Origin of the sequence: Tumidithrix helvetica PCC 7403, from assembly GCF_965232925.1 — a bacterium.
Classification (GTDB): Bacteria; Cyanobacteriota; Cyanobacteriia; order Pseudanabaenales; family Pseudanabaenaceae; genus Tumidithrix; species Tumidithrix helvetica.
Genome location: NZ_CBDDRA010000031.1, coordinates 19831 through 45257, shown reverse-complemented (window position 1 = coordinate 45257; position 25427 = coordinate 19831). Strand labels below are relative to the sequence as shown.

General features: G+C 44.9%; 18 protein-coding genes and 1 pseudogene. 9 read left to right on the top strand and 10 right to left on the bottom strand.

Annotated features, from left to right (window positions below; all coding sequences use genetic code 11):
• Window positions 1-119: 119 nt before the first annotated feature.
• The 3 genes and pseudogenes from ACP2WE_RS21825 to ACP2WE_RS21815 form a co-directional block, all read left to right on the top strand.
• A complete protein-coding gene (locus ACP2WE_RS21825; RefSeq protein ID WP_425217641.1) occupies window positions 120-713 on the top strand; it encodes a D-glycero-alpha-D-manno-heptose-1,7-bisphosphate 7-phosphatase in 594 nt (197 codons plus the stop codon).
• Between the two features lie 101 nt (window positions 714-814).
• The gene (locus ACP2WE_RS21820) at window positions 815-2389 is read left to right on the top strand and encodes a Ppx/GppA phosphatase family protein (RefSeq protein ID WP_425217640.1); all 1575 of its coding nucleotides are present in this window, start codon (window positions 815-817) and stop codon (window positions 2387-2389) included.
• Between the two features lie 154 nt (window positions 2390-2543).
• Window positions 2544-2936, top strand: a pseudogene (locus ACP2WE_RS21815) (IS4 family transposase); the annotation flags it as partial.
• 119 nt (window positions 2937-3055) lie between these two features.
• On the opposite strand, the gene ACP2WE_RS21810 reads toward ACP2WE_RS21815, so the two are convergent.
• From ACP2WE_RS21810 to ACP2WE_RS21785, 6 genes are all read right to left on the bottom strand, one after another.
• Window positions 3056-3481, bottom strand: coding sequence for a nuclear transport factor 2 family protein (locus tag ACP2WE_RS21810; RefSeq protein ID WP_425217639.1), 426 nt, complete (start codon window positions 3479-3481; stop codon window positions 3056-3058).
• A gap of 16 nt (window positions 3482-3497) precedes the next feature.
• Window positions 3498-4028, bottom strand: coding sequence for a protein tyrosine phosphatase family protein (locus tag ACP2WE_RS21805; protein WP_425217638.1), 531 nt, complete (start codon window positions 4026-4028; stop codon window positions 3498-3500).
• Window positions 4029-4062: 34 nt separating this feature from the next.
• On the bottom strand, window positions 4063-4716 hold the full coding sequence (locus ACP2WE_RS21800) for a cupin domain-containing protein (RefSeq protein WP_425217637.1): 654 nt from the start codon (window positions 4714-4716) through the stop codon (window positions 4063-4065).
• A 2-nt stretch (window positions 4717-4718) separates the two neighbouring features.
• The gene (locus ACP2WE_RS21795) at window positions 4719-5312 is read right to left on the bottom strand and encodes a pyridoxamine 5'-phosphate oxidase family protein (RefSeq protein WP_425217636.1); all 594 of its coding nucleotides are present in this window, start codon (window positions 5310-5312) and stop codon (window positions 4719-4721) included.
• Between the two features lie 571 nt (window positions 5313-5883).
• Window positions 5884-6486 (bottom strand): glutathione S-transferase family protein, encoded by a 603-nt coding sequence (locus ACP2WE_RS21790; protein WP_425217635.1) that lies wholly within the window; start codon window positions 6484-6486, stop codon window positions 5884-5886.
• A 138-nt stretch (window positions 6487-6624) separates the two neighbouring features.
• A complete protein-coding gene (locus tag ACP2WE_RS21785; RefSeq protein ID WP_425217634.1) occupies window positions 6625-9567 on the bottom strand; it encodes a transporter substrate-binding protein in 2943 nt (980 codons plus the stop codon).
• A gap of 696 nt (window positions 9568-10263) precedes the next feature.
• Here ACP2WE_RS21785 and ACP2WE_RS21780 point away from each other — a divergent pair.
• From ACP2WE_RS21780 to bioF, 3 genes are all read left to right on the top strand, one after another.
• Window positions 10264-11190, top strand: coding sequence for a PfkB family carbohydrate kinase (locus tag ACP2WE_RS21780; RefSeq protein WP_425217633.1), 927 nt, complete (start codon window positions 10264-10266; stop codon window positions 11188-11190).
• A 108-nt stretch (window positions 11191-11298) separates the two neighbouring features.
• A complete protein-coding gene (locus ACP2WE_RS21775; protein ID WP_425217632.1) occupies window positions 11299-11943 on the top strand; it encodes a hypothetical protein in 645 nt (214 codons plus the stop codon).
• A gap of 16 nt (window positions 11944-11959) precedes the next feature.
• A complete protein-coding gene (bioF, locus tag ACP2WE_RS21770) occupies window positions 11960-13126 on the top strand; it encodes an 8-amino-7-oxononanoate synthase (protein WP_425217631.1) in 1167 nt (388 codons plus the stop codon).
• A gap of 42 nt (window positions 13127-13168) precedes the next feature.
• On the opposite strand, the gene ACP2WE_RS21765 is transcribed toward bioF, so the two are convergent.
• From ACP2WE_RS21765 to ACP2WE_RS21755, 3 genes are all read right to left on the bottom strand, one after another.
• Window positions 13169-14299 (bottom strand): alginate O-acetyltransferase AlgX-related protein, encoded by a 1131-nt coding sequence (locus ACP2WE_RS21765; RefSeq protein ID WP_425217630.1) that lies wholly within the window; start codon window positions 14297-14299, stop codon window positions 13169-13171.
• Window positions 14300-14318: 19 nt separating this feature from the next.
• The gene (locus tag ACP2WE_RS21760) at window positions 14319-15782 is read right to left on the bottom strand and encodes an MBOAT family O-acyltransferase (protein WP_425217629.1); all 1464 of its coding nucleotides are present in this window, start codon (window positions 15780-15782) and stop codon (window positions 14319-14321) included.
• A gap of 258 nt (window positions 15783-16040) precedes the next feature.
• Entirely contained in the window at window positions 16041-17225 is a 1185-nt protein-coding gene (locus tag ACP2WE_RS21755; RefSeq protein ID WP_425217628.1) for a DnaJ domain-containing protein, read from the bottom strand.
• 242 nt (window positions 17226-17467) lie between these two features.
• Between ACP2WE_RS21755 and ACP2WE_RS21750 the strand changes: the two genes are divergently transcribed.
• A complete protein-coding gene (locus tag ACP2WE_RS21750) occupies window positions 17468-18673 on the top strand; it encodes a pentapeptide repeat-containing protein (RefSeq protein WP_425217627.1) in 1206 nt (401 codons plus the stop codon).
• A 120-nt stretch (window positions 18674-18793) separates the two neighbouring features.
• Here ACP2WE_RS21750 and ACP2WE_RS21745 read toward each other — a convergent pair whose 3' ends face one another.
• Complete coding sequence (locus tag ACP2WE_RS21745) at window positions 18794-19609, bottom strand: pentapeptide repeat-containing protein (protein ID WP_425217626.1); 816 nt, start codon at window positions 19607-19609, stop codon at window positions 18794-18796.
• A 279-nt stretch (window positions 19610-19888) separates the two neighbouring features.
• Here ACP2WE_RS21745 and ACP2WE_RS21740 point away from each other — a divergent pair, with 279 nt between their 5' ends.
• A complete protein-coding gene (locus ACP2WE_RS21740; RefSeq protein WP_425217625.1) occupies window positions 19889-21799 on the top strand; it encodes an AAA-like domain-containing protein in 1911 nt (636 codons plus the stop codon).
• A gap of 87 nt (window positions 21800-21886) precedes the next feature.
• Window positions 21887-25348 (top strand): WD40 domain-containing protein, encoded by a 3462-nt coding sequence (locus ACP2WE_RS21735; protein WP_425217624.1) that lies wholly within the window; start codon window positions 21887-21889, stop codon window positions 25346-25348.
• Window positions 25349-25427 lie beyond the last annotated feature (79 nt).

Here is a 25427-nt window from a genome sequence, read left to right as displayed (position 1 = left end):
CCTCTTAACTATTTTGCGCTTGAGGCAAAGTTGTACTTTAATGCCTTTAGTGCCAGCTCCTCTGAAATCCAGAGATTTTTTCCCACTTCCAGTACTCAGATTGCCTGTAAAACTATCTCATGCTAAAGCCTGCTGTATTTCTCGATCGCGATGGCGTACTCAATCAAGAGCTAGGCTATATTCGCCATGTCGAAGATTTAGTGCTCATGCCTAATGTCGCCAAGGCAGTGCGATCGCTCAACGATCGCCAGATTTTTTGTTGTCTTGCCTCCAACCAAGCGGGAGCCGCCAGAGGCTATTACAGTCTCGAACATATCCATGCTCTCACCGAGCGGCTTCAGTATCTTTTGGATAAAGAGGCTGGGGCACGTCTAGATGCCACATTCTGCTGCAATACCCTGAGTCCCCCCGAAGGTGGTGTAGACCCCGAACTCAGCTATTGGTCAACATGGCGCAAACCCAATACGGGCATGTTGGTGGCAGCGGCATGGAAGCACGATCTCGATCTATCCCGTAGCTATATGGTGGGGGACAAAGCTACAGATGTGGATCTAGCCCATAATGCAGGTTGCAAAGGGGTTTTGGTTACCAGTGGTTATGGTGAAAAAGTCCTGTCAGGAGATTATCAGCATGTCACCAAGCCCGATCGCGTGGCGCAAGACTTAGCAGAGGCAGTTGACTGGATTTTGAGCCAAATTCCTCCTAATTTCTAAATCCAAAAATCCGCAAAATGTCCTAGACATGACGGTATGATCGACACCAGATCCCCTGCATCTTAAACCCAGCAGTTCCAAGTCAGCTAGTCAGACCCATCATGCCCCAAGACAGAATTTTAGCGGCGATCGATATCGGCACAAACTCCATCCATATGGTGGTCGTGCGGGTCAAAACCCATCTGCCCAGCATGAGCATTATTGCTGCCGAAAAAGCGACCGTGCGCCTTGGGGAACGTTGCGCCCAAACGGGCAAACTCTTGGATGAAGCCATGGAGCGATCGCTGGAAGCCCTAGCGCGTTGCCAAGAAATTTGCCGCGCGATGGATGTGGAAGAAATTATCATCGTTGCCACCAGTGCCACACGAGAATCTCCAAACGGGTTGGATTTTATTCGGCGGATCGAACAAGAGCTGGGTCTGCGGGTTGAGATTATCTCTGGACAAGAAGAGGCAAGACGCATTTATTTAGGCGTGTTGTCGGCGATGGAGTTGCAAAATCAGCCCCATGTCGTGATTGACATCGGCGGCGGTTCCACCGAGTTGATTTTGGGTGACGGACACGATCCGCTTTATCTCAGCAGTACCAAAGTAGGGGCGGTGAGGCTGACCGATCAGTTCATCAAGACCGATCCGATTTCTATTTTGGAATTCGAGCGGTTGCAAAACTACATTCGCGGCATGTTAGAGCGACCGATTGACGAACTCAAACAATCGCTCGATCGCAAACCCGCCCAAATGATCGGTACGTCGGGCACAATTGAAACCCTTGCCACGCTTCATGCCAAAGAAAAATTAGGGAGCGTTCCCAATCCCTTACAGGGCTACGAATTCTCTTTTGTCGATCTTGAGAGCATGGTGGCACGTTTGAGAAAGTTAAACCTTGCCGATCGCACGGAATTACTCAAGCAAAAACGCGCTGAAATCATTCTGGCGGGGGCTTTGGTGCTGCAAGAAGCGATGCGGCTTTTGGGCGCTACAAAAATCGTGGTCTGTCAGCGATCGCTGCGCGAAGGCTTAATCGTTGACTGGATGATTCGTCAAGGGTTTATCGAAGATCGTCTGCGCTATCAAAGCTCTGTACGCGATCGCAGCGTACTCAAACTCGCGGATAAGTACAGCATCAATCTCGACTATGCCAAACAGGTAGCTCGGATGGCGCTCAGCCTATTCGACCAAACCCAAGGGGTGCTGCACGAATGGGGACAGGAGGAACGCAGTCTGTTATGGGCAGCGGCTATGCTACACAATTCTGGGCATCACATTAATAATGCGGCACACCACAAGCATTCCTATTACCTGATTCGCAATGGGGAGCTACTGGGGTATACCGAGACTGAAATTGAGGCGATCGCCAATCTCGCCCGCTATCACCGCAAAAGCGAACCCAAAAAGAAGCATGAGAATTTCCAGAAGCTCCTGAACGATCGCCTGCAATTGATGGTGCGCCAACTGAGTACCTTACTCCGTTTAGCCGTGGCTCTAGACCGACGGCAAGTTAGCGGGATCGCTTCTGTGGAAGTGCTTTTTTACCCCAAAACAAAAACCTGCCATCTCCAAATTACACCTGCCGATCCCACTGATTCCTGTGCTTTAGAGCTTTGGAGTCTGGAATATAAAAAACAACCCTTTGAAGCACAGTTTAATTACACGCTGACTGCATCATTAAAGAGTTAAGCTCGGCGGTTTTAACAGTAATTATTCTAAAAACAGAACCATCTAAGAGGGAAATTATGGAAGATCGACATCAGAGATTCTTGCCTTTGAACTCGGTATTGAAAAAGCACAAAAAAGACTAAGGAGATCGCCAATTCAAGGATGCTAATTATTAGTGAATCTGCGGCATCTCAAAACTACTTTAAAAATGGAGATGTTAAGGGCTAAAACACCCGAAATGGTGCGTAAGGAAATCTGGATTCATTTGTTTGCCTATTCGTTATTGCGAACTCTGATGTGGAAAGCTTCGATAGGCTCGAAACCCTCTCCTTTTCAACTCTCTTTTCAAGGTGCTCGGCAACAGTTTAATCATATGATTTCGCTGTTTACAACGTTGGCAAAATCTGAAGGTCAGTGACTATATTAGCTTCTATTGAAACTAATTGCGACTGACGCGTTACCAGTTCGACCACATCGTTCCGAGCCTAGGGTTGTGAAGCGTAGCCCCAAACCTTTTCCTCGAATGCAACAATCACGCTCTATCTTGAAAGCTAAACTGGCTAGTTGATTCGGCTTATTTCAGTGAGATTGGACTTTAGCCGAATAATCCTATCAGACGGAACCAGTGCCGACAAATTCGTCTCAAAGTCTGTGATAATTAGCAGCAAGCAGTGAAACCTATGATAATCAAGTGCGCTCCCAGCGGAACTTTCGTTCGGACTCGGAGATAGGTACATCGTTGATACTGGCGAAACGACGCATCATCAGACCGTTCTCAGCGAACTCCCAATTTTCATTACCATAGGCACGATACCAAGAGCCAGATTCGTCATGATATTCATACTCAAATCTAACAGCGATCCGATTGTCCATAAAACACCAAAGCTCTTTTCTCAAGCGATAGTCTAGTTCTTTCGCCCATTTGCGCTTGAGAAATTCTCTAATCTCATCGCGTCCGTTCACAAATTCATCGCGATTGCGCCATTCAGAATCTTCGGTATAGGCAAGGGCAACGCGATCTGGATCGCGAGTATTCCAAGCATTTTCAGCCGCTTGTATTTTGGCTTTCGCAGTTTCTAGGGTAAAGGGTGGGAGTGGTGGCTTAGTTTCCATAGTTTTTTAGAATTCGTTAATAGGAAGAGATCGCGGTTTCGATAAATTTCTGCCAAGTTGGATTGGGTTGCCAAACGGTTGACATAGTTGCATAGGCTTCCGATGCAGAGACTCCCATCTTCAAGTGACGATAAAGATAAACAAATGCAGATACTCGCATGTTCATGGCACAGTGAACAAAAATAGGTCGATCTTTATGCGCTTCCATCACATCGCAAAACTGAGTAAAGTCAGCTATTGTGGGATTATCCCAAACTACGGGAATGTTAATATAATCCATTCCCAAGGAGGTAGCGATCGCCTGTTCCCCTGGTAGAGCATTGGACGCAGTTGGCGGTGCTAAATTGAGAATAGTCTTATATCCTGCTTGGTTAATTAATTCTAGCTCTGCGGCAGTTGGCTGACCGCTTGTGGCTAACTTGTCCGAGATATATCGGTAGTTCAGGATATCCTCAATGCCTTTTTTAGGACTAAGACGCGATCGAATTATCTGCCATGTCGAGCGACCATATAGAACAAGGTTGGGAAAAATACTTTGCGTCTTCATATTTGTAAAATCAGCAATAGAAATAAAGAAAAGATTAGCTTAGATGCCCAACTTTGACATAAATCAAACAGCCTAATTTACTAAATGGTGTATGCCTACTGCCACTAGGATTGCGGAGCCAAGTCCCCTTGGGATAAGCACCAAACTCGTCCTCAAAGACTCCATCAAGCACAAAAATTTCTTCGCCAGCTAAATGCATATGAGGCTGAAATTGAGTGCCAGCATCCCACTTCACTAGGGCTACATTCTCCGTTCCGTAGGTATGGAGTGACATGACCTGCAATCCATCGACTAAGCCTTTAACCCAAGGGGTTTGTGTCGTCGCGATCGCTACTCGCTGTTGGTCGTCAGGATGCATTTGCCAGAGTTTTACTAAAATGGTGCAACCTTCCTCACTAAAAGGTGTGTGGGTCGATCCGACAGGATTGCGGATATAAGTCCCCACAGGGTAATCACCATGCTCATCTGAGAAAACTCCTTCAAGGACAAAGAATTCTTCACCACCGCCGTGGGTATGAGCCGAGAAATGGCTATTAGGGGCATAGCGAACGATGGAGGTTGCCCTTGCCACCTCTGCACCATCCCGTTCTAACATGCGACGTTGGACGCCAACCATGGGCGAATCAACCCAGTCAAGGATTTCACTATTAACCACAACGCGTTGTCTAAAATCTGCATGGAGTTTCATAATTATGCGTTCTTAGCCTCAGCAAGAAGTTTCTCTAGTTCGTGAATTCTAGCTTGCATTACATCTACTTCTGTTTGTGAATAGCGAATAGGAATATGTTGTGGGCAATTCCAATCCCAGCCCTCAATTTCAATTACGATCGCACGTTCTACGGTGGCTGCATAGTCAAGATCTTGGACTAGAGCAAGAATCGCAGAATCATCTTCCACAATCATTGCGCGACCGAGGATTTTTAGGCGACGACGGTTACGATAATCCATTAGGAACAGAAATGCCTTATCGTTTTCCGAAAGATTACCCACAGAGATATATTGGACGTTGCCGCGAAAATCAGCAAAGCCTAAAGTACGCTCGTTGAGAATCTTTAGGAATCCTGCTTTACCGCCACGAAACTGGATATAGGGATAACCATTAGAAGTAACAGTACCCAGATAAAATCCTTCCATACTAGAGATAAATTCCTCTAGATCGGGGGTAATGGAGTTATTGTCCGCACCCTTAGCCACAAAGCGTTCGTAGCTCTCGCGAGAGCCCATTTTTTCTTGCATCGCTTTTACGGCAGGGGTAAAGGCGATCGTGCCAAATTGACGGGGCATAGACTTAGTTCCTCATATACTTGTGTAGTTCTTGAAGGTACTGTTCTCAATCTATCGAGCTATCTGAGGGATGCCAGAGATAAGCTTGCAAGTAATTCTTTAGCCGTTTCCACATCATATACTGGTTCCTCCATGCTTGAGATAAATTTAAGGCGATCGCTACTTGTCCCTATCTTTCAAAGAAATTTAAAGATTTGTTCGATCGCACAAATTCGCGATCGATAGAGTAATACCAATTTAAAGACCAAGGGTAACAGATCTAGCATGTGGTTAAGAATTACAGTGTCTTGCATTTCCTATCTGTTGCTTTCACCAATTAAATTGGTATAATACCAGTTTCTCTTGAAATTGCGACAGATCGGGTTTTGTGTTCCGCGCGGAGCGCGGTCTTTTCAAAAAGATGCGTTGCATCACTTTTTGAAAATGGTATAAGAGTATGCAAAAGAGAGAGAAGGGATGCTTTTGTTGCAGAAACCACTAACTCGCGTTGAGGGTTGAATTTCGCGGAAACGTCATGGTTTCTCCAGTTATTGAAACTAGCCTATTGAACTTAGCGATCGCCTTCGCCATACTAGATTCCTGCCATGGGAATATAGCCATGGAGTTGCTGGATTCGCTCGATCCATCTTAAAACATAGGGATAGGCATCGAGTTCGATTTTGCCATCTCTAGCTAGAGCAATGTAAGGATAGACGGCAACATCCGCGATCGTGGGGCGCTCGAACTCCAACCAATTGCGCTTACTCAGATGCCGATCGAGTTGGGTCAAAATGAATTCTGCTTTCTGGGTAGCTCGTTCAATATTGATATTGGTTCCAGTTCCAAACAAATAGTAGAGACGAGCGTTCTCAGGGCCTTGACGCACTTCACCCGCAGAGGTGGATATCCAGCGAATTACCTGCGCCATGGGTAATGCATCCGTAGGAAGCCACGATTCGCCACCATATTTTCGGGCTAAGTACACCAAAATCGCTTGAGCATCGGCTAGTTGGGTATCTCCGTCAATCAAGAGAGGAACCTGCCCAAAGGGATTTTTGGCTAAATACTCTGGCGATTTATGTTCGCCCTTCATCAGATCGACTCTGACCCACTCATATTCGAGGTTTAGTAGTGACAACATCAAACGGGCTTTGTAGCTGTTACCAGAGATTTCGTGACCGTGGAGCTTAATCATTGGGATTTCTATATTGAAAGTGAAAAGCAAGTCGATCTCGTACCGTTCATTCGGTACAATCACACTATACCGAACGAACGGTATAGTTGTCAACACAGAAATTTAACTTTCTTGCCAATGCCTAAGCAAACCTATGTACTAAAGGGCTAGAGCCTTTTCGCTAAGATCGCTTTGCTTCCCTCTCAGCATATAGGTAATCATTTCTCCCTTACCTTTGATCGAAATTACACCCCGTCGCTCAAACACATAGCGATCGCTTAGCAACTGATAGGTACAATCTGTCACCTGAATACTGCCTGCTAAGCCCTGTGATTCCATACGACTGGCAATATTGACCGCATCTCCCCAGAGATCGTAAATAAATTTTTTGATGCCAATCACACCAGCAACGACTGGCCCTGTATTGATCCCAATCCTTAGCCGAAATGGCGTGCCATCATCGCGATTGAACCGTTCAATTTCTTTTTGCATCGCGATCGCCATTTCGGCTACCAATACTGCATGATCGGGACGGTGGGAGGGCAATCCTCCTACAACCATGTAAGCATCCCCAATCGTCTTGATTTTTTCGAGTCCATATTTTTCTGCCAACAGATCGAAAGCAGAGAAAATTTGATTGAGCATGTTAACTAGTTCTGCGGCTGGAACCCTTGCTGCCAAACTGGTAAAGTCTACAATATCAGCAAATAGAATCGTAACCTCTTCAAAACGGGTGGCGATCGAGCCAGAGCCAAGTTTTAACTGTTGTACAATTTGCTGAGGTAAAATATTGAGCAACAATCGCTCTGACTTTTCCTGTTCGATTTTGAGGGCATTTTCAACGCGCTTCCGCTCGGTCACATCTTGGACAATGCCCTCATAATAAAGGGGGACACCACTCGGATCTTTGACCAGACTTGCGTTGACAGAAATCCAGATTACGCTCTTGTCTCTACGATAGACTCTTGTTTCAAATTCAGTTACAGAACCACGTTCGCTCATTTTTCTCGCAAACTCAAGGTAGTTTTCTGTATCTACAAATAGGCAATTGGGACTATTAATCGCACAAGAGAGTAACTCATGGGGGGAATCGTAACCGTAGATCTCTGCCAAAGCTGGATTTGCACTAATATAGCAGCCATCAAAGTTTGCCTGAAAAATCCCTTCGATCGCATTCTCAAAGATACTTCGATACTTCTCTTCCGCCTGCCGTAGAAGCTCCTCGTTATGCTTTTGTTGCGTAATATCAACAATCACGCCATCCCACACGATATCACCATTTTCTGTGCGGTGAGGTTGAGAGAAGATTCGCACCCACTTAATGTTGGGAAATAGACTAGACGAGCGATATTCATGGTCAAAAGGCGTCAATTCTTCGGCTGAGCGCATCACCATTTCATTGAGTGCCGCCCGATCTTCTGGATGTGCCATGTCAAACACCCATTCTAAGTGTTCCATTATTTCCGAAGAACTCAACCCAAAGATGTCCTGTGTCCTTGGACTGATATAGGGCATGGAGACATTGCCATTCGCATGTAAAACTGCCCGATAGACAACTCCTGGCACATTGGCAGCGATCGCTTCAAATTGCGTCTGGCTTTCTCGCAATAGTTGTTCTGCTTGAACGCGTTCGGTGGCTTCTGTCTGAAGTTGTGTAATTACCTGCTGCAGTTGTGCGGTGCGTTCTTCCACTCGGTGCTCTAATTCTTCATTCGCCTCTCTTAGTGCCGATTCTGCTTTAAGCAATTCAGCTTGGGCTAAGTGCAAGCGTTCGTTCGCTTTGATCAACTTGGACATTGCCGCACGGGTGATTTCAGGGGCAAGTTGATGTCTGCCTTCTCCTTTTGCACCGTGAATGAGTTTGTCGATCATTACTTCTAATTCGTTGGCTTCTTTCTCAAGTTGCCAACTTAGCTGCATACCTTGAGTTGTTTCTGCCAGCATCTCAATCACAACCGCAGATGCCCCAAAGCTGAGTTCTTCTACTCCAAGCCAAGGTAGTGGCTCGATCGCATTCACCGTATGTACAATTTTAAATTGACCATTTGAGCGAACTTGCCCGATATGACAATCGGAACGAATATGCTGATTGGGAACTATTTGCATAGTTCCACTAGGAGATAGAAAGGTCTGTCCGTAAGCTGCCTGACGTACAGACGTGACATCAAAAGATCGAGCTGTTTCTACGGCTTGCTTCCATAGATAGATTTGCGAATAGGCTGCCTGAATTGCGGCATTAACAACTCGATCTGCACCATATCTTGCTTGGAAGTTTTGAATAAATTGCTGGTTATGAGGAGTCTCTAAACTCTGAAAATAGTTCCAACTCGCATAGTGGCCGACGGTTGCGGCATGAGGAATTGTTTGCAGTTCTACTTCGGTAAGGCAAAAGGATACGATTGGAATTGCTTGGGCAGTAATACCAGCCTCATGATATTGCTGGTAAAACTCACGGCTGTGCTCTGCCAACAATGTACTAATCACAACATCTGGTTGAAGTCGTTTAATTTGTTCGATGTGATCGCCAAAATCTAGCTCTTCTCTTGTAAAGAAACTTTTTTTAAGTAAGACTACGCCCTGTTGTTTGAGTTGCGCCTTGATGATTTTGTTGACGGTGCGAGAGTAAACACTATCGGAACCTATTAGATAGATGCGAGAACCTTGATTTTGGATTAACCAACTGACTGCGGGTTGAACTTGTTGATTAGGGCAAATACCCATATAGAAAATATGGGGGGAACATTCTAAACCCTCATAGTGTTGCGGATACCATAGTTGTGCTTGATGTTCTTCCAATAATGGCAAAACGGCTTTACGCTCTGCGGACGTCCAGCCGCCAAATATTGTATTTACGGAAGTTTCTGTGAGTAGTTTCTTTGCCTGCGAGGTGAATTGGCTTATGTAAGAGCCTCCATTAACGATCGCAGGCTCAATCATTTTCCCAAATACCCCTCCTGTTTGGTTGATCTCTGCGATCGCCATTAAGGCAGCATCTTTGAGTGGCGTCGCGCGGATTGCCATGTCACCGCTTAGGGCGTGCAAGATTCCTACCTGCACTCGATCTGAAATATCACTATTAAGAGACACAGTCTCTTGAATCATGGCAACGACACTCCTAGCAAACTTCTATTGGGTCGGGATAGATGGTTAATCTCTTACTTTGTCTTTACTAAATTTCGGACTTAGTTTCTATAAACTACCTGTGACAATAGCAGGAACTATCCACAAAAATAATAAGAGGTATTTGTGGGAATAGAAAAGAAACTAAGTATTTCACTAGAAACGCTTCCTTACAAATGAACTTGGATTTCTTTAACATGAGAATCTAAATGCTGAGGCATTTTTGAAAGTGCTATGTTTTCTAGGAGCTAGGTAAAAAACAATAGCTATACGCTCGAGTGCAATATATATTTACAGATTGAGATAAATTTAACAAATTTATTCGTGAGGCTAGGTCAATTATTACTGAAAATTGTAATTTCGTGAAAAAAATATGTTGTTTTCTTTAAACAAATTATAGAGTGAAATCTATAGCTGTTTGCTTAGCCAATCTTTCTAAGCCAAAAGCTTTCATTTCAACTACGCGTTGACTGGCAACATTTAGACTGCAATTCTTTTTTATTAATGATTATATAGTCATTAAACCGTTATTTTACTGGAGCGGCTGCGGCATTCATACATTTGATCTTCTGTCACAAATGGGCTTGCAATCGTTATAAGGTTATGGGCTAGAAATGCTTGACGCTCACAAGAGGGCATCACCTATGATGCTATGAGTTTTACCGAGGCTAAATCGCCATGAGCATGAGGGGATTATTTATTGGTTTAGTGACATTAGATACGGTTTACCTCGTCGATCGCCCTCCCGCAGCCAATCAAAAAATCGTTGCCAAAGATTACGCAGTTTCGGTAGGTGGTCCTGCGACAAATGCGGCTGTAACGTTTAGCTATTTTGGGAACTACCCTACGCTCATGGTGGCAATTGGCTCTCATCCCATTGCTAATTTGATTAAAGCCGATTTGAAGCTTTATGGTGTGGCGATCGCCGATCTGAATCCTAATCTGACGACATCACCAAGCATCTCTTCTGTGAACGTGATTGATGGAACAGGGGAGCGATCGGTTGTTTCGATCAATGCCGTCAAGCAACAGGTAAGCGCCCAAGAAATGCCTACCTATATGCTGACCGATATTTTGCCAGAGATGGAAATCGTCTTGATTGACGGTCATCAAATGGCTATGAGCTTAGAAGTTGCCAAGTTGGCGCGATCGCACCATATTCCTGTGGTGGTGGATGGGGGCAGTTGGAAACCAGGTTTTGAGAGGGTTTTGCCCTTTGCCGACTACGTTATCTGTTCCGCAAATTTTTATCCCCCTCATTGCCAAAGTCAGGCGGATGTAATCGAGTATCTCAAGAATTTAGGTATTCCGCATATTGCCATGACCAATGGTGCAGAACCCATTCAATATTTCAGTCGTAGCAAAGATGGTGAAATTCAAGGCGAGATAGCGATCGCAGCGATCGCTGCCAAAGATACGCTTGGGGCTGGGGATATTTTGCATGGTGCTTTTTGCCATTACATTTTGCAATCTCCCGAGCTACAGGCAGGCAGATCGCATTTTGTCGAAGCGCTCGCAAAAGCTGCTGCCGTTGCCTCTTACTCTTGCCAATATTTTGGTTCCCGCCGATGGCAGGAAGGGGGAGAATTTACCCTAAAAAGCTAGAAAAAGCCAGAAAAAAACGTAGCAAATTTGACCAGTCATGCTATCCTTTGACCCATTCATATTGCCTGGCTGCTCGATCTGGTGTGGAGGATGGACGTGAAATTTAGAATGAACAAAATTCGTAGCTTAATTGCGCCGACTACGGCAATGGTGCTCGCTTTATTCATCCCATGGGGGATAGGTTCTGTGTATTTGCGTGATACTGACACCGCCTATGCATTGCCTGGGCAAACTCCAGAGCAAGTTGCTGATTGGATCAAGGTACATCCTGCACTCAAACCGCAAAGAGGGGAAAGGCTATTAATCCGCAAGAGCGATACGGCTGCCCGTCGCTTTCAGTTTCAAGCAAGTGTATTGCTACCGGGATTAGCTGAACTCCCTGGCGATGCCAATACAATTCGTAGCGAACAAATTAGCTTTTTTGACATTATCAATGGCGTTACCCGCAGTCGTTTGGAAGAGGCACTGCGTTCCATTTACGGGGCTGAGATTATGCGTGACTTTAGCAAAGCAAAAGTTACCTATGCCTATCCGACGGCTGATATGGTCAAACGATCGCGGGTTGAGAATAGCCGTCCCTTGATTGCTGCCCTCAGAGGTGAATTGCGCTTAGGTGAAAAATTCGCCTATTGGATTGAAATTTTACACAACGATACAGGTCGTGCCAATTCTGGACAGATTACGGTCTTCGATCGCCAAAATCTATCTAAACTAGAAGAAGAGCTGCGTAAACGAGAATTCACACTGCCCTAATTACATCACCCTAAATATGCCCCATGCCTATGAATGGATAGATCGTTCCATGCAGACTATCCATCAAGCTCACTGGTATCGATCGCCGCAAGTTGTCGCCAGTCGGGCTGATAGCCTTGTCCATATGGCAGGACGAGACATGTTGATGTTTGCCAGCAATAACTATCTAGGTTTGGCAGGCGATCGCCGATTAATCGACGCCGCGATCGCTGCCACAGAGAGTTACGGTACGGGGGCAACGGGTTCGCGATTGGTGTCTGGGCATCTTGCTCTACACGAACAGCTAGAACAGGCGATCGCGGCACTCAAACAGACAGAAGCGGCTTTGGTCTTTAGTTCTGGCTATTTGGCAAATCTGGGGGCGATCGCGGCAGTGGTCGGTGCTAGAGATTTGATTTTGTCAGATACCTACAATCACGCTTGTCTCAAACAGGGGGCAGCGCTCAGCGGTGCTAAGGTAATTCACTATGCCCATAAAGACCTTGAAGATTTAGCCACCAACTTGGGTCAACACCGCCATTTACATCGTCGATGCCTGATTACCACCGATACTGTGTTCAGTATGGACGGAGATATTTGTCCCCTGTCCGAAATTATGGATTTGGCAGATCGATACAACTGCATGGTGTTGGTGGATGAAGCCCATGGCACAGGCGTCTTTGGCGATCGCGGTGCGGGCGTTGTCAATGCTATGGGAATTCACCAACCCTTAATTCAAGTGGGAACCTTGAGCAAAGCACTGGGCAGTTTGGGTGGTTATGTGGCAGGCTCAGCCCAGCTCATTGATTTTTTACGCAATCGTGCCAGCACTTGGATTTATACGACGGGGCTCTCGCCTGCGGATACAGCGGCAGCACTCAAAGCGATCGAAATCGTACAAAAGGAGCCGCAACGCCGCGAGTCACTTTGGAACAATCTAGCGATCTTAAAGCAAGGCTTGGGAACCTATGGGATACATATTGCCGCACCAGTATCCCTAGATTCTCAAATTATCGCGCTTAAGGTGGGGGATACCGAGCAAACGCTCAAAGTAGCCGATCGCCTCAGGCAACATGGAATTTTTGCACCTGCGATTCGTCCTCCTACGGTTCCAACCGCACGCATTCGTCTCACCCTCATGGCAACCCACACAACAGCGCAAATTCAGACATTGTTGTATAGCTTACAAAGTTGTTTTGCCTGACGCATTCCCTTGGGGTTTGACTCTAGGAATATTTTTGAGATTTCAGAAATTTGTTATAAACTTTAAGTGTCGTTCTACACGCTCTTCGATCACGATATCAGGATGATTGTATTCCAGATACTTTTTCAACAGCTTCAGATTTGGCCATTCCCAAACATAAACACTCTTGGCAAGATATTGGGAAATATAGGGTTGTAACACAATAAAAAACGAATCTCTAAAAATAAGTGCTTTCGGCGCATTCGTACGACATTCCGTAAAGAATGTTGCTTTCATAGGATCTTCAGACCGTTCCTCTAGTATATATTTGTTGCATAAAGGTAGTGGTTCTCGTAATTTGGGAACCATCTCTTTTAACAGGTAAGAAATATTAAGCATATTTGCAATATCCCCTGATTTGTATTCAGTGAATTCAAAGTCTTCCATTGAATAATTGATAGGAATGAGATCTGGGTATCGCTTTTGAAGAATGAGTTGAAGATTGCGGATAATTTCATGTTGAGCGATCGCGGCGCCAAACTCATTCCAATGGGTATCCGTTTTATAAAATAATTGTCCTTTGTGCTTGGCTTGGAGCAAGACAGGTCTTAGATCGAGAATGGGTACTTCAGAACCCTTCATATAGTCCAATAGCTGATCGAGACGGGTTTGCCTGCCCACTTGTCGAATATGGGAAGGCATATATTCTGGATAAATCGAATATTTATCGGGCACGATCGCGAAAAGATAGGGAATGCCCTGTTGCTTGAGCCATCTGTATTTTGCTTCTAAGGAGGTTTTCCATTTACTGAGTTCCTCCAATGTTAACGGATCGTTTCTACGATAATCCTCAAGACTATTGCCCTCATCAGGATTAATATAAAACAGCCAGTCATCTAATCCTAGCAATACCTTGGGATTGGACGAACTCTTTAACAGGATGCTGTAGAGAGAGTAAAGTTGGACGAGGCGATCGCGTAGTCCGAAATGATCGTTAAAGAACGCCTCAAACTGAGACGGAAATGCAGTCACTGTTTTTCGCTCCCATTTCAGTTCGGGGAATGCAGCCAGTTTACGTTTTTCAATCGCTGACTCATGCCGATTATGGGTCAAAACTAAAGGTAAAAACAGACCGATGATGAAAGTCACAATCAACAGATTGTCGAATATTCGAGGCGATTTCTCTTGATTCATGGGAAAAACTATCTGCAAGCTAAAACCGATAATAGATAAAGGGATTGTAAGTTCCTGATGCCAGACTGGCAGAGGAGAGTAGAAATAGGCTAACCAGAAGCAAATAATGACCCGCATACAGAACAGATCGAAGATGATTGAATTGAGGGGAAATAGTCCGCTTTTTTAAGTTTGCTCCTACCCAACTTGCGATCGGGGTTGCTAGGATACATCCCACGCTTAAGTTTATGAGGGTTTTTAAGTCAAAATAGTAGAGTGCGGAATATTTGATGCCATCGGCATCTGTGAGACCAATCATGCTGGTTAAATAGGCGATCGCATGACTCAGAGAGTCAGAGCGAAAAAACACCCATCCGATCGTAACGATTGATAAGGCATACAAATGCCGAAATGGAACCCATAAACGCTCTAGATATTTATGCCATCCCATTCTTTCAAGCACCAAACTGGCTCCATGCAGGGCTCCCCAAATCACAAAATTCCAACTGGCTCCATGCCACAACCCACATAGCAGAAACACGATCCACAAATTGAGATATGTCCGCAATGGCGAGCCCCGATTGCCCCCCAAAGGAATATACAAATAATCGCGAAACCAATTGGATAGGGAAATATGCCATCTGCGCCAAAAGTCGCGCATCGACTGCGCAATATATGGATAATTGAAGTTTTCCAAAAACTCAAATCCAAACAGCCGCCCTAGCCCGATCGCCATATCGGAATATCCTGAAAAATCAAAATAGACCTGTAATGTATAACAGGCAATTCCCAGCCAAGCCATCCCCGTTGTGACTTCATGCACGGGCACGGCAAAGATTTTATCGGCAACTTCTCCTAAAGGATTCGCAAGCATTGTCTTTTTGGCTAAACCAAAAATAAACCGTTGAATTCCCGCAGAAAATTGCGGTCTAGTCACTGTGCGCGACACAATTTGCTTAGCGATGTCATGGTAACGAATGATTGGTCCAGCAATCAGTTGCGGAAATAGGGTGAGATATAATCCACAGTGAATTGGATTTAACTCTACTTCCGTTTCCTGACGATAGGCATCAATCGTATAGGACATCGCATGAAATGTAAAAAAAGAGATTCCCAATGGTAGGGAGATATGAGGATAAGCGATCGGCTGGATCGACAGATTTTGCAGGATCGGGTTGAGATTGTTGATAAAAAAATTGGCATATTTAAAATAGAACAATAATCCTAAATTGCTAACAATAGAAATAGCTAAGATTCCATGCTGGTTAATAAATTTGAGCGATTTTTGACGCTGGAGATAGAGCATTACCCCCGTTAGATAATTCAGCAAAATAGAGCCGATCGTCAGAAAAACATAGACGGGTTCCCCCCAAGCATAAAAGATTAAACTCATCCCCAACAAAAAAATATTGCGTAGAAGCAGTAGCTTTGGTCGAATCAGAAAATATCCTGCTAAGGTGAGCGGTAAAAATAAAAACAGAAATAATGTCGAGGCAAAAATCATGTTTTCCTGTAATCAATGCAGCATGGTTTTGTGACAGCAATTCCCATGATATATAGCAGCCGTTAGGTAAATCAGGAAATCTATTGTGGATAATTACCTTGCGTAGCAAGGCTTTTAAAAAAGCTAATAGCTAATCGCTGAATGCTAATCGCTACAAATCGGTCTCATCATAAAAATCGCAGCGATCTTATTTTGCTCTACCCATACTTGGGATCGTTTAGGGGCTGCTAGTGCATAGTTACAGGCTCAATCCTATGGCTAAGAACCTTTCTTACGATCTTTGGAGTTGGGAGAAAACATACCTAGAAGACCCGAAAACCAACCTTTTGGGTTGTCTATTTGTTTGGAATTTGCCGTACCTTTATTCAATCTGCTCATATACTGTAGCGCCAGAGGTTCTTTAGAGTCTAGTTTGAGTGCTTTCTCGAAGCTAATCTTTGCCATAATCGGTTGGTTCATATTTTGATAGACGACTCCCAACAATGCCATACATTCACTGTCTTTGTCATCGAGCTGAGTGGCAATGCGAAGTTCTCGCAGCGCTTGCATCCATTGCTTTTTGCTTATGTATTCCTCAGCCATCGCTAAGTGGGTAGCAAAACTTGCTTCTAACTGAGGGTTTAGTGGTAACTTTTCCCGTTCTTGGATCAGCGTTTCATCTTGACGATCGCTGGTATGGTCGTAAATTCGATTCTGAACTTGGTTATAGTTAGGTGGCTTACTACGCTGAGGTTCAGCCTGAGGTTGAACAACGGGGTGCACTTGTGAGATTGATAAAATCGTTTGCTGTTTGGCTGGTGATTTTAGAGGTGTGGTTTGAACGATCGTTTCATCGCCCGTTTGAACGATCGCGCGATCGTCTTCATTACTTTCATTTCTATGGGCGGGAACTTTAGGGGCTGTGTAAGTTAGAACACCAGTAGAGCGTGGATCGCTAAACTTATAGCCCTCTCTATACAAAATATAAATCAGATTAAGTTCGCTAAGTTGAGCGGTGTATTCCAAAATTGAATCTAGGGAACTGTACTGGCAATCAGCAACATTAAAAAATAACTGTTCGTAGGTTTCGTCATTAGTGTTGAGTAAAAGCTGTTTAGCGATTTCAGATTTAATCTCTATATTACGAACCCTTTGCATGAGTCGCTTTGCCAACAGTTTAAAGATCCCCCGATAAGCTTCTCGATCTTTTCCCTGCATGAGCACATTGTAGGCTGGGTTAACAAGCTTTGCGAGGTACTGCGTGGCAATTTCTTTTTCTTGAGGAGAGAGACCATAAATGTCAGGGTGCAAAATTCTGGCGATACCTAAATACCTCTGTCTAATGAGGTTGATATCTACGGTAATAGGAACGCCCAAAGCTGCATAGTAGTCATGATTAAACTGACTAATCCCCCGATCAATCCGAATAAAGATTGGCGAGCTTGTCGGTTGCCCTTCCTTCATGACCAAAAGCTAAAAATATTGATTTGCATATTATCCTAACCCTAAAATCCTTGAATCAATAGTAGTATTTACGTGAGATAGATATAAATTTTTGTATGGTATGAAACGCATGTTGGGAAATATAAAATTTATGCTGTTCATTGGGTGCAATCATTCAATCATTTCACCTTAAACTGTGAATTTTTATTTTTTCTGTTTTCTAAAACTGTCTGAGGTATTGAGATGGGAGATAGTTGGTTATTATGGCAGACCTTAATCATATCAACCAAATTAGGGGCGGCATTCCTGCTTGGAACCAATGGCGGGAAAAAAATCCTACGGAAGCGATCGATCTCAGTAAACTTGATTTGAGAGACGCTAATCTACAGGAAGCCGATCTCTGTGATGTCGATCTTAGTCAAGTAAATCTTAGCGGCGCAGATCTGAGTTATGCCGACCTATTTGGAGCTAACTTAAGTTATGCAAACCTGAGCCAAGCAAACTTGAGTAACGCAAGTCTTACTGGTGCTAATCTCAGCAGTGCTAATCTCACAGATACTATTTTCAACTACGCAGATGTGCGCGATGCCATATTTAGGCATACGAGCTTGGTATCGGCTCAACTAGTGGGTGTGGCGATAAACTCAGCCAATTTGAGTCAAGTTGACTTTAAAGATAGTAATTTCAGTGGTGCAAATTTTCAAAATGCCAATCTCATTGGCTCTAATTTTAGCGGTGCTAATCTCAATGGGGCTAATCTGAGTGGAGCTAATCTCACCCAAGCCAGTTTTGTCGGTTCTAAATTAGTTCGTGCCAATCTTTGCGGCGCTAATCTCAAAGCTGCCGATCTGAGTAGGGCTAATCTCACCAAAGCAAATTTGATCGGGGCTAAGTTAGTTTTTGCTAACCTTAGAGGTGCGATACTAAACCGCGCGAATTTGAGTAATGCGCTTTTGTCACAAGCAAACTTAAGTCTTGCTGGCTGCGTTATGGCAAATTTTAGTGAGGCGCTTTTGGATGCAGCAAATCTCAGTAAAGCCAATTTGGGCGGTGCTATTTTCAGTGGAGCAAGTCTGATCGGTGTCGATCTAAGCGATGCCTATTTGAGCGATGCCTTACTCAGTGTGGCTAATCTAACTGAAGCTAACCTCAGTTGTGCGAATCTTAGTAATACTTATTCATACAAGGCAAATTTAAATAGGGTAAATCTCGATCGTAGCAATCTCAGTTATGCCTCCTTTTTGGAGGCTGATTTTAGTATGGCAGTATTGACACACGCAAACCTTTCTAAATCGCAGCTAGTAGGGATTTATGCTGACAGTGCTGATTTTAGTATGGCGAATATGGAAGGTGCTAATTTTAGTATGGCAAATTTAACGATGGCAAATCTTTCTGGTTCGATTTTAACCCTAATAAACCTTACCGATACAATTATGCCTGATGGCTTGATCGGGGTTAAAAAGCTCTAGTACGTTTTTGGCAAATCCCTCTTTATTTTTGCAAAATATAACCTGAAGCAGCGAAATTGCTACGTTTGAGCATTTTTAGGAAGAATATCTAATTTGAGTTTTCAAGCTTATGTCTCCTGTTTAATCGTCAAAAGCGGTAATATCTGATACTAAATCCAGTAGATGCATAGTTTGATTTTTTGTCAAAGTCGAAGTCTTATCTTTGAAGATCGCACCTCTTGCAATTAAATCCTGTTGTAGAACTTCAGAGACACCAAAATTAAATCTAAAAATTGCACTTTGAACGATAGCTCTAAAAAGGATAGTTCCACCAAGATTTGCTTCACTAAGGTTAGCTCCTGTAAGGTTGGTTCCAAAAAGTTTAGCTCCAGTGAGGTTGGCTCCAGTGAGGTTGGCTCCAGTGAGGTTGGCTCCAGTGAGGTTGGCTCCAGTGAGGTTGGCTCCAGTGAGGTTGGCTTCAATTAGGTTTACCGTAAAGAGGTTTGCTCCAAAGAGGTTTGCGGTAACGAGGTTGGCTCCGTTAAGGTTGGCTCCGTTAAGATTGGCTCCTGTAAGGTTTGCCCCAAAAAGCTTAGCTCCAAAAAGCTTAGCTCCAAAAAGTCCAACTCCCAAAAGTTGAGCGCCAGTGAGGTTAGCGCCAGTGAGGTTGGTTCCAGTAAGTCTAGCGCCAGTGAGGTTAGCTCCAGTAAGGTTAGCTCCAGTAAGGTCAGCTCTACTGATCTCGGCTCTACTCAGATCGGCTCTACCGAGCTTTGCTCCTGTAAGGTTGGCTGAAAAGAGGTTTGCTTTACTTAGATTGGCTCCAAAGAGGCTATCGGTTTTACTAAGATTGCATCCGCTAAAGTCTGTACTTTTTATGGTAAAACGTTTGCCATTTTTACCATCTGCTTCTAGCCATATCCTATGCTTTTCTAGCTTTTTTTCGATGTCTGTCAACAAATACACTCCTCAATTTAGCGCGATTGAGTTGATGCGTCCTTTCAAATAGTGGTGAAATGATAGGGATAGACTTTAGAATGTTTTGCCTGTAATTTAGGACATATAGCGTTCTTTCTTTTAATAGTAAAAAAACGTCCTCTCATTTTAGGACTAATCATTAAAAAATGTCTTGAGTATTAAAAAATGTCTTGAGTATTGAAGAAACTTTTCTAAGCAAGAATCAGAATAATCGTTATAGACTTTACAATTGAGAAATGTTCGGGATAAAAAATCACCATGACCAGTGATGCAGAAATCCTTGCAGGACGATATCAAATCGTTAACCCACTCGGTGCTGGTGGTTTTGGGCAAACGTTTTTAGCAAGAGATAACCAACTGCCTGATTCTCCCTTTTGTGTGGTCAAGCAATTGAAACCGAACTTTGCCAATCCGCAGGACTTAGAGATTGCCAAACATCTATTTGAACGAGAGGCAAAGACCTTACATCATTTGGGCAAGCACGATCAGATTCCGCAGCTAATGGCACACTTTGAGCAAAATGGTGAATTTTATTTAGTACAGGAGTTTATTGAAGGAAAGTCGCTCGATCTCGAAATCGGCTTAGGCAGACAGTGGCGTCAATCGGAAGTGCTGTCTCTATTGCGGGATTTGCTGAAGGTGCTTGCCTCTGTCCACAACGCACAGGTAATTCACCGCGATATCAAACCTGCCAACCTAATTCGTCGCGATCGCGATCGCAAAATAATCCTGATCGACTTTGGAGCGGTGAAAGCGGTAGGTGTTTTAGCACTTCAGCAAAATAGTAGTAGACCAGTTTCTAAAGATACTTTAGTGCTTGGCTCTCCTGGCTATATGCCCAGCGAACAACTTTCAGGGCATCCTCAGTACAGCAGCGATATCTATGCTGTAGGGATCATCTGTTTGCAGGCACTGACAGGTTTGAGTATTAGCGAAATTCATAAAGATGACAACACGGGAGAGTTACAGTGGCAACATCTTGCCCCCCGTACCAGCCCTAGGCTGGCAGATCTCTTAGATACGATGGTGCGCTATGACTATCGCCAACGTTTTGAGAATGCAATGGTAGCTTTGAAGGCGTTGGCAGCGATCGTGAAAAGCGCAGCGCCTCCAACGGTGCTCTCTACAGCACCAACGACGCCAAAATTGGAAGAGCCGAACGGTCAGGTTGCGACAGATTCTGAATTTTATGTAGAACGACCGCCGATCGAACATGATTGCTTTGAAGCGATCGCCAGACCAGGCGCACTAATTCGGATCAAAGCACCGCGCCAGATGGGTAAATCTTCACTCCTAGGAAAAATCTTGCACCGTGGTTCGCAGCAGGGTTGTCATCCTGTTTCCCTCAACCTGCAAAGTGCGGATAGTACGGTATTGACCGATCTCGATCGATTTTTGCGCTGGTTTTGTGCCAGTGTGGGGCGACAATTGAAACTCAAAAATAAAATCAGCGAATTTTGGGACGAAATTTATGGCAGTAAAGACAACTGTACGGAATATTTTGAGCAATATCTGCTGTCTGAAATTACCAGCCCTTTGATTCTCGCGCTCGATGAAGTGGACTTGATCTTTCAATATGGGGCGATCGCGGAGGACTTTTTCGGCCTGTTGCGAGCATGGCACGAGCAAGCTAAAAATAGCGATACTTGGAAACGCGTGCGGCTGATTGTCGTTCATTCTCAAGAAGTCTACATTCCACTCAATATCAATCAATCCCCCTTTAATGTGGGTCTACCGATTGAGTTGCGCGAATTTACGCAGGCACAGGTGCGCGATCTGATCCATCGCCATCATCTCAAATTTACCGAAGCCGAGATCGGACAGATGATGTCTATGGTGGGTGGGCATCCCTTTTTGGTGCGGGTAGCGCTCTATCATGTAGCGCGTCATCATACCCCTCTCACCAGACTGCTGCAAATGGCTCCGACGGAAGCGGGTCTCTATAGCGATCATCTGCGCCGCCACTTATGGAACCTCGAACAAAATCCGCGACTGTCAACGGCGATGAAAAAAGTCGTCAGTAGTGATAGCCCAGTGAGGTTGCCTTCGGAGGAAACCTTCAAGCTAGACAGTATGGGGCTGACGCTGCGACAGGGCAATGATGTGATGCCGCGATGCAATCTCTACCGTATCTATTTTCGCGATCGCTTTGAAATCAACTCAGGGTAAAGCAAAGTAAGTGCCATTCATAAATTACCCATACTTTTAAAGAATTCTGCTTACACTTCAGAAAGTTATCCATCTGAGCATATACCCATGGAGTCGCTCGATTCCCATTACATCTACCAAGTCGGCGGTAGCCTGCCCGTTAATGCGCCCACCTACGTGCGACGACAGGCCGATCGCGACTTATATGCCAGCGTCAAGGCTGGAGAATTTTGCTTTGTGCTCAATGCCCGACAAATGGGGAAGTCGAGCTTGCGCGTTCAGACTATGCAACGCCTGCAAACCGAAGACTATGCCTGTGCCGCGATCGACATCACCTCCATTGGCAGCCAAAACCTCACGGCGGAACAGTGGTATGCGGGCATTATTCGCAGTTTGGTCAGCAGTTTCGATCTGGGAGAGAAATTTAACCTACGGACTTGGTGGCGCGATCGCGACCTGATTTCCCCCGTCCAGCGCTTTACCGAATTTATCGAAACGGTTCTACTCACTGAGATCCCCCAACCCATTGCCATCTTTGTCGATGAAATTGATAGCATTCTCAGTCTCGGCTTTGACATGGATGACTTTTTTGCTGCCATTCGCAGTTTCTATGACGGACGCGCTAGCAAGCCCGCATTACGCCGACTCACTTTTGTCACCATTGGCGTTACGACTCCTTCAGACCTGATCCAAGACCGCCAACGCACCCCCTTTAATATCGGTACGGGCATTCAACTCACGGGCTTTCAGCCATTGGAAGCGACTCCCCTTGCGGAGGGATTGCAGGAAAAAGCCGAGAACCCGCAGGCAGCTCTAGAACATGTGTTGGCATGGACGGGTGGGCAACCATTCCTCACTCAAAAAGTCTGTCGTCTAATTTTGTCACTGCCTCATCGTATCGTTGCAGAGACGGAAGCAGAACAAATAGAGCGCCTTATCCGCAAGAGGGTGATCGAGAACTGGGAAGCGCAAGACGAGCCAGAACACCTCAAAACCATTCGCGATCGGATTTTACGCAGTAGCGGACAGCGATCGGGGCGGTTGTTAGGTCTATATCAACAGGTTTTAGTAGAAGAACAATCGGGTATCATTGCCGATGACAGTCCCGAACAGATGGAATTGCGGCTGACGGGCTTGGTGGTGAAGCGTGAGGGCAAATTGCGGCTTGCCAATCACATTTATGCGGAGGTCTTTGCCCAGCCATGGGTAGAGACTTCGCTGGCAGCGCTACGCCCCTATGCCGTTATGCTGAATAGTTGGGTAGAGTCAGGGCGGCTAGATGAGTCACGCCTATTGCGAGGACAAGCATTGCGGGATGCGCAGGTCTGGGCAGAAGGCAAAAGCCTTGGCGATCTGGACTATCAGTTTTTGGCGGCAAGCCAAGAAGCGGATACCCGAGAAGTAAAACGTGCCATTATCTCCCAAAAGCACGAGATTCAAAAGTTGTTTGTGGCAAAGAAACAATTAGAAGACACGCTACAAGCAGAGAGACAGGTTAAGTTAAGACTAGTAGAAGCCCAAAGACAACTAAAACTCAACTTAGCTAAGACAGAACTGGTGCTTAAAGGAGCCTCGTCTAAGGCTGCATTTACGACCAATCAGGCTTTCGATGCTTTACTCGAAGCTCTCAGTGTCGCTCGGCAATTGGAGTTTCTCGAAAATACAATCCAAGCAAAAATCGATCTGCGAATGCACGCGATCGCCCCCTTAATCCAAGCGCTTTATGGCGTCCATGAGTGCAATCGTTTGGAAGGACATGAGGATGGTGTCACAAAGGTGATATTTAGCCCTGATGGGAATCTGCTCGCATCTGCAAGTAATGATAAGACCATCAAAATTTGGGGACACAAAGGAAATCTCTGCCAAACGCTATTAGGGCATTTTAGTCGGATTAATTGTCTGAGCTTTAGCGATGATGGGAAATACCTGGCATCCGCAGGGCAAGATAAAACCATACGGCTCTGGCAAATCGACCCCGATACAGGGTTGTTTTACGAACAGCCCAAGCGGGTGATCAGGGGACATACGGCGGCGATTCGAGGTGTTTGTTTTCAACCTGGCAGTAACCTACTGATCTCTTGCGGCGAAGATAGCAAGATCATGTTCTGGCAAGCCGATGGCACCTTGATCAATTCTTTCTTAGGCGGTCACGAGCGTTGGGTTACTTGCGTTCGCTTTAGTCCTGATGGCGAGAGGGTGATTACGGGTAGCGTCGATCGCAATCTGATCGTTTGGAGCGTCTACGGCAAGCCCCTAAAAACATTGTTTGGTCATGAGAGCTTTATTGAAGACCTGTGTTTTTCCCCTGATGGTCAGCTGATTGCTTCGGCAGGGCGCGATAAGACCGTCAAGCTTTGGGATGCAGATGGGAACTTCCTTAAAGATCTTTGCGATCATACAGGGAAAGTCTTGGGTATTTGTTTTAGTCCTGATGGGAACCTATTGATTTCTGTGAGTAGCGATAAAGCAATTAAGGTTTGGGATAAGGAAGGTAACCTACTCAAAACTCTCTATGGACATGAAGGAGAAGTTGCTAGTGTGGCATTTTGCCCTGATGGCATTAGGATGGCAACGGCAAGTGATGACACCACAATTAAAATGTGGGTTCCTAAAGGCAATCCATTGCCAACAATTAAAATTCATCAGGAGGCGATTAATGCGATCGCTTTTAGCCCTAACGATAAAATCATTGCCTCGGCAAGCAGCGATCGGACAATAGGTTTATTATCTAGCAGTACCAAACTAATTTCTCGTTTAGATGGGCATAAAGAAAGGGTAAACAGCGTTTGCTTCAGTCCTGACGGTCAAATGCTCGTATCGGGGGGGGAGGAAAATAAGATTCTTATTTGGGATCTAGAAGGGAATTTGATCAAAACCTTACATATCTTTGGTACACCTGTTTACTGCTTGCGGTTTAGATGTGATAGCAAAGTATTTGCCTCTTGCACTGCCGATGCCATCATCCGACTATGGAGTAATGAAGGCAACTGCTTAAAAACCTTAAGGGGACATACAGACTTAGTTTATGATGCTTGCTTTAGTCCTGATGGAACGATGCTTGTCACAGGGGGCAAAGATAAAACGATTAAGCTTTGGAACTGGGAGGGGGATTTGTTCGGTACGCTCTACGGTCATGAGAATGAGATTCTCTCTGTCTGTTTTAGTCCAGACAGTAAAATTATTGTGAGCGGAAGCCGCGATCGCACGATTAGAATCTGGAGTTCGAGTGGAAGTTTGCTGAAGGCAATAAAAGGACATGATGACTGCATTCGGAGTGTTTGTTTTAGCCCTGATGGAAATGTAATTGCCTCCTGTAGTGACGATCGCACGGTTAAGCTTTGGGACTTAAATGGCAAGGAATTATTGACTTTTAGAGGTCATCCTGCTCCGTTTCGATGCGTCAGATTTAGCCATGACGGTAATATATTGGCGGCTTCAAACGCTGATGGCGTTATCACGATCTGGAGATGTAAGTTAGATTATTTACTGACGAAAGGTTGCCAATGGGTTGGCGATTATTTGGCAAATAATCTTTATGTCAGCGATGACGATAGGAAGTTATATGTTTAAATTTTCACTTTAACCTAATATTTCTGTTGGATTGACGCATACAGATCTCTCTTTTCTGAGAAGACAACGCCATTGTAGC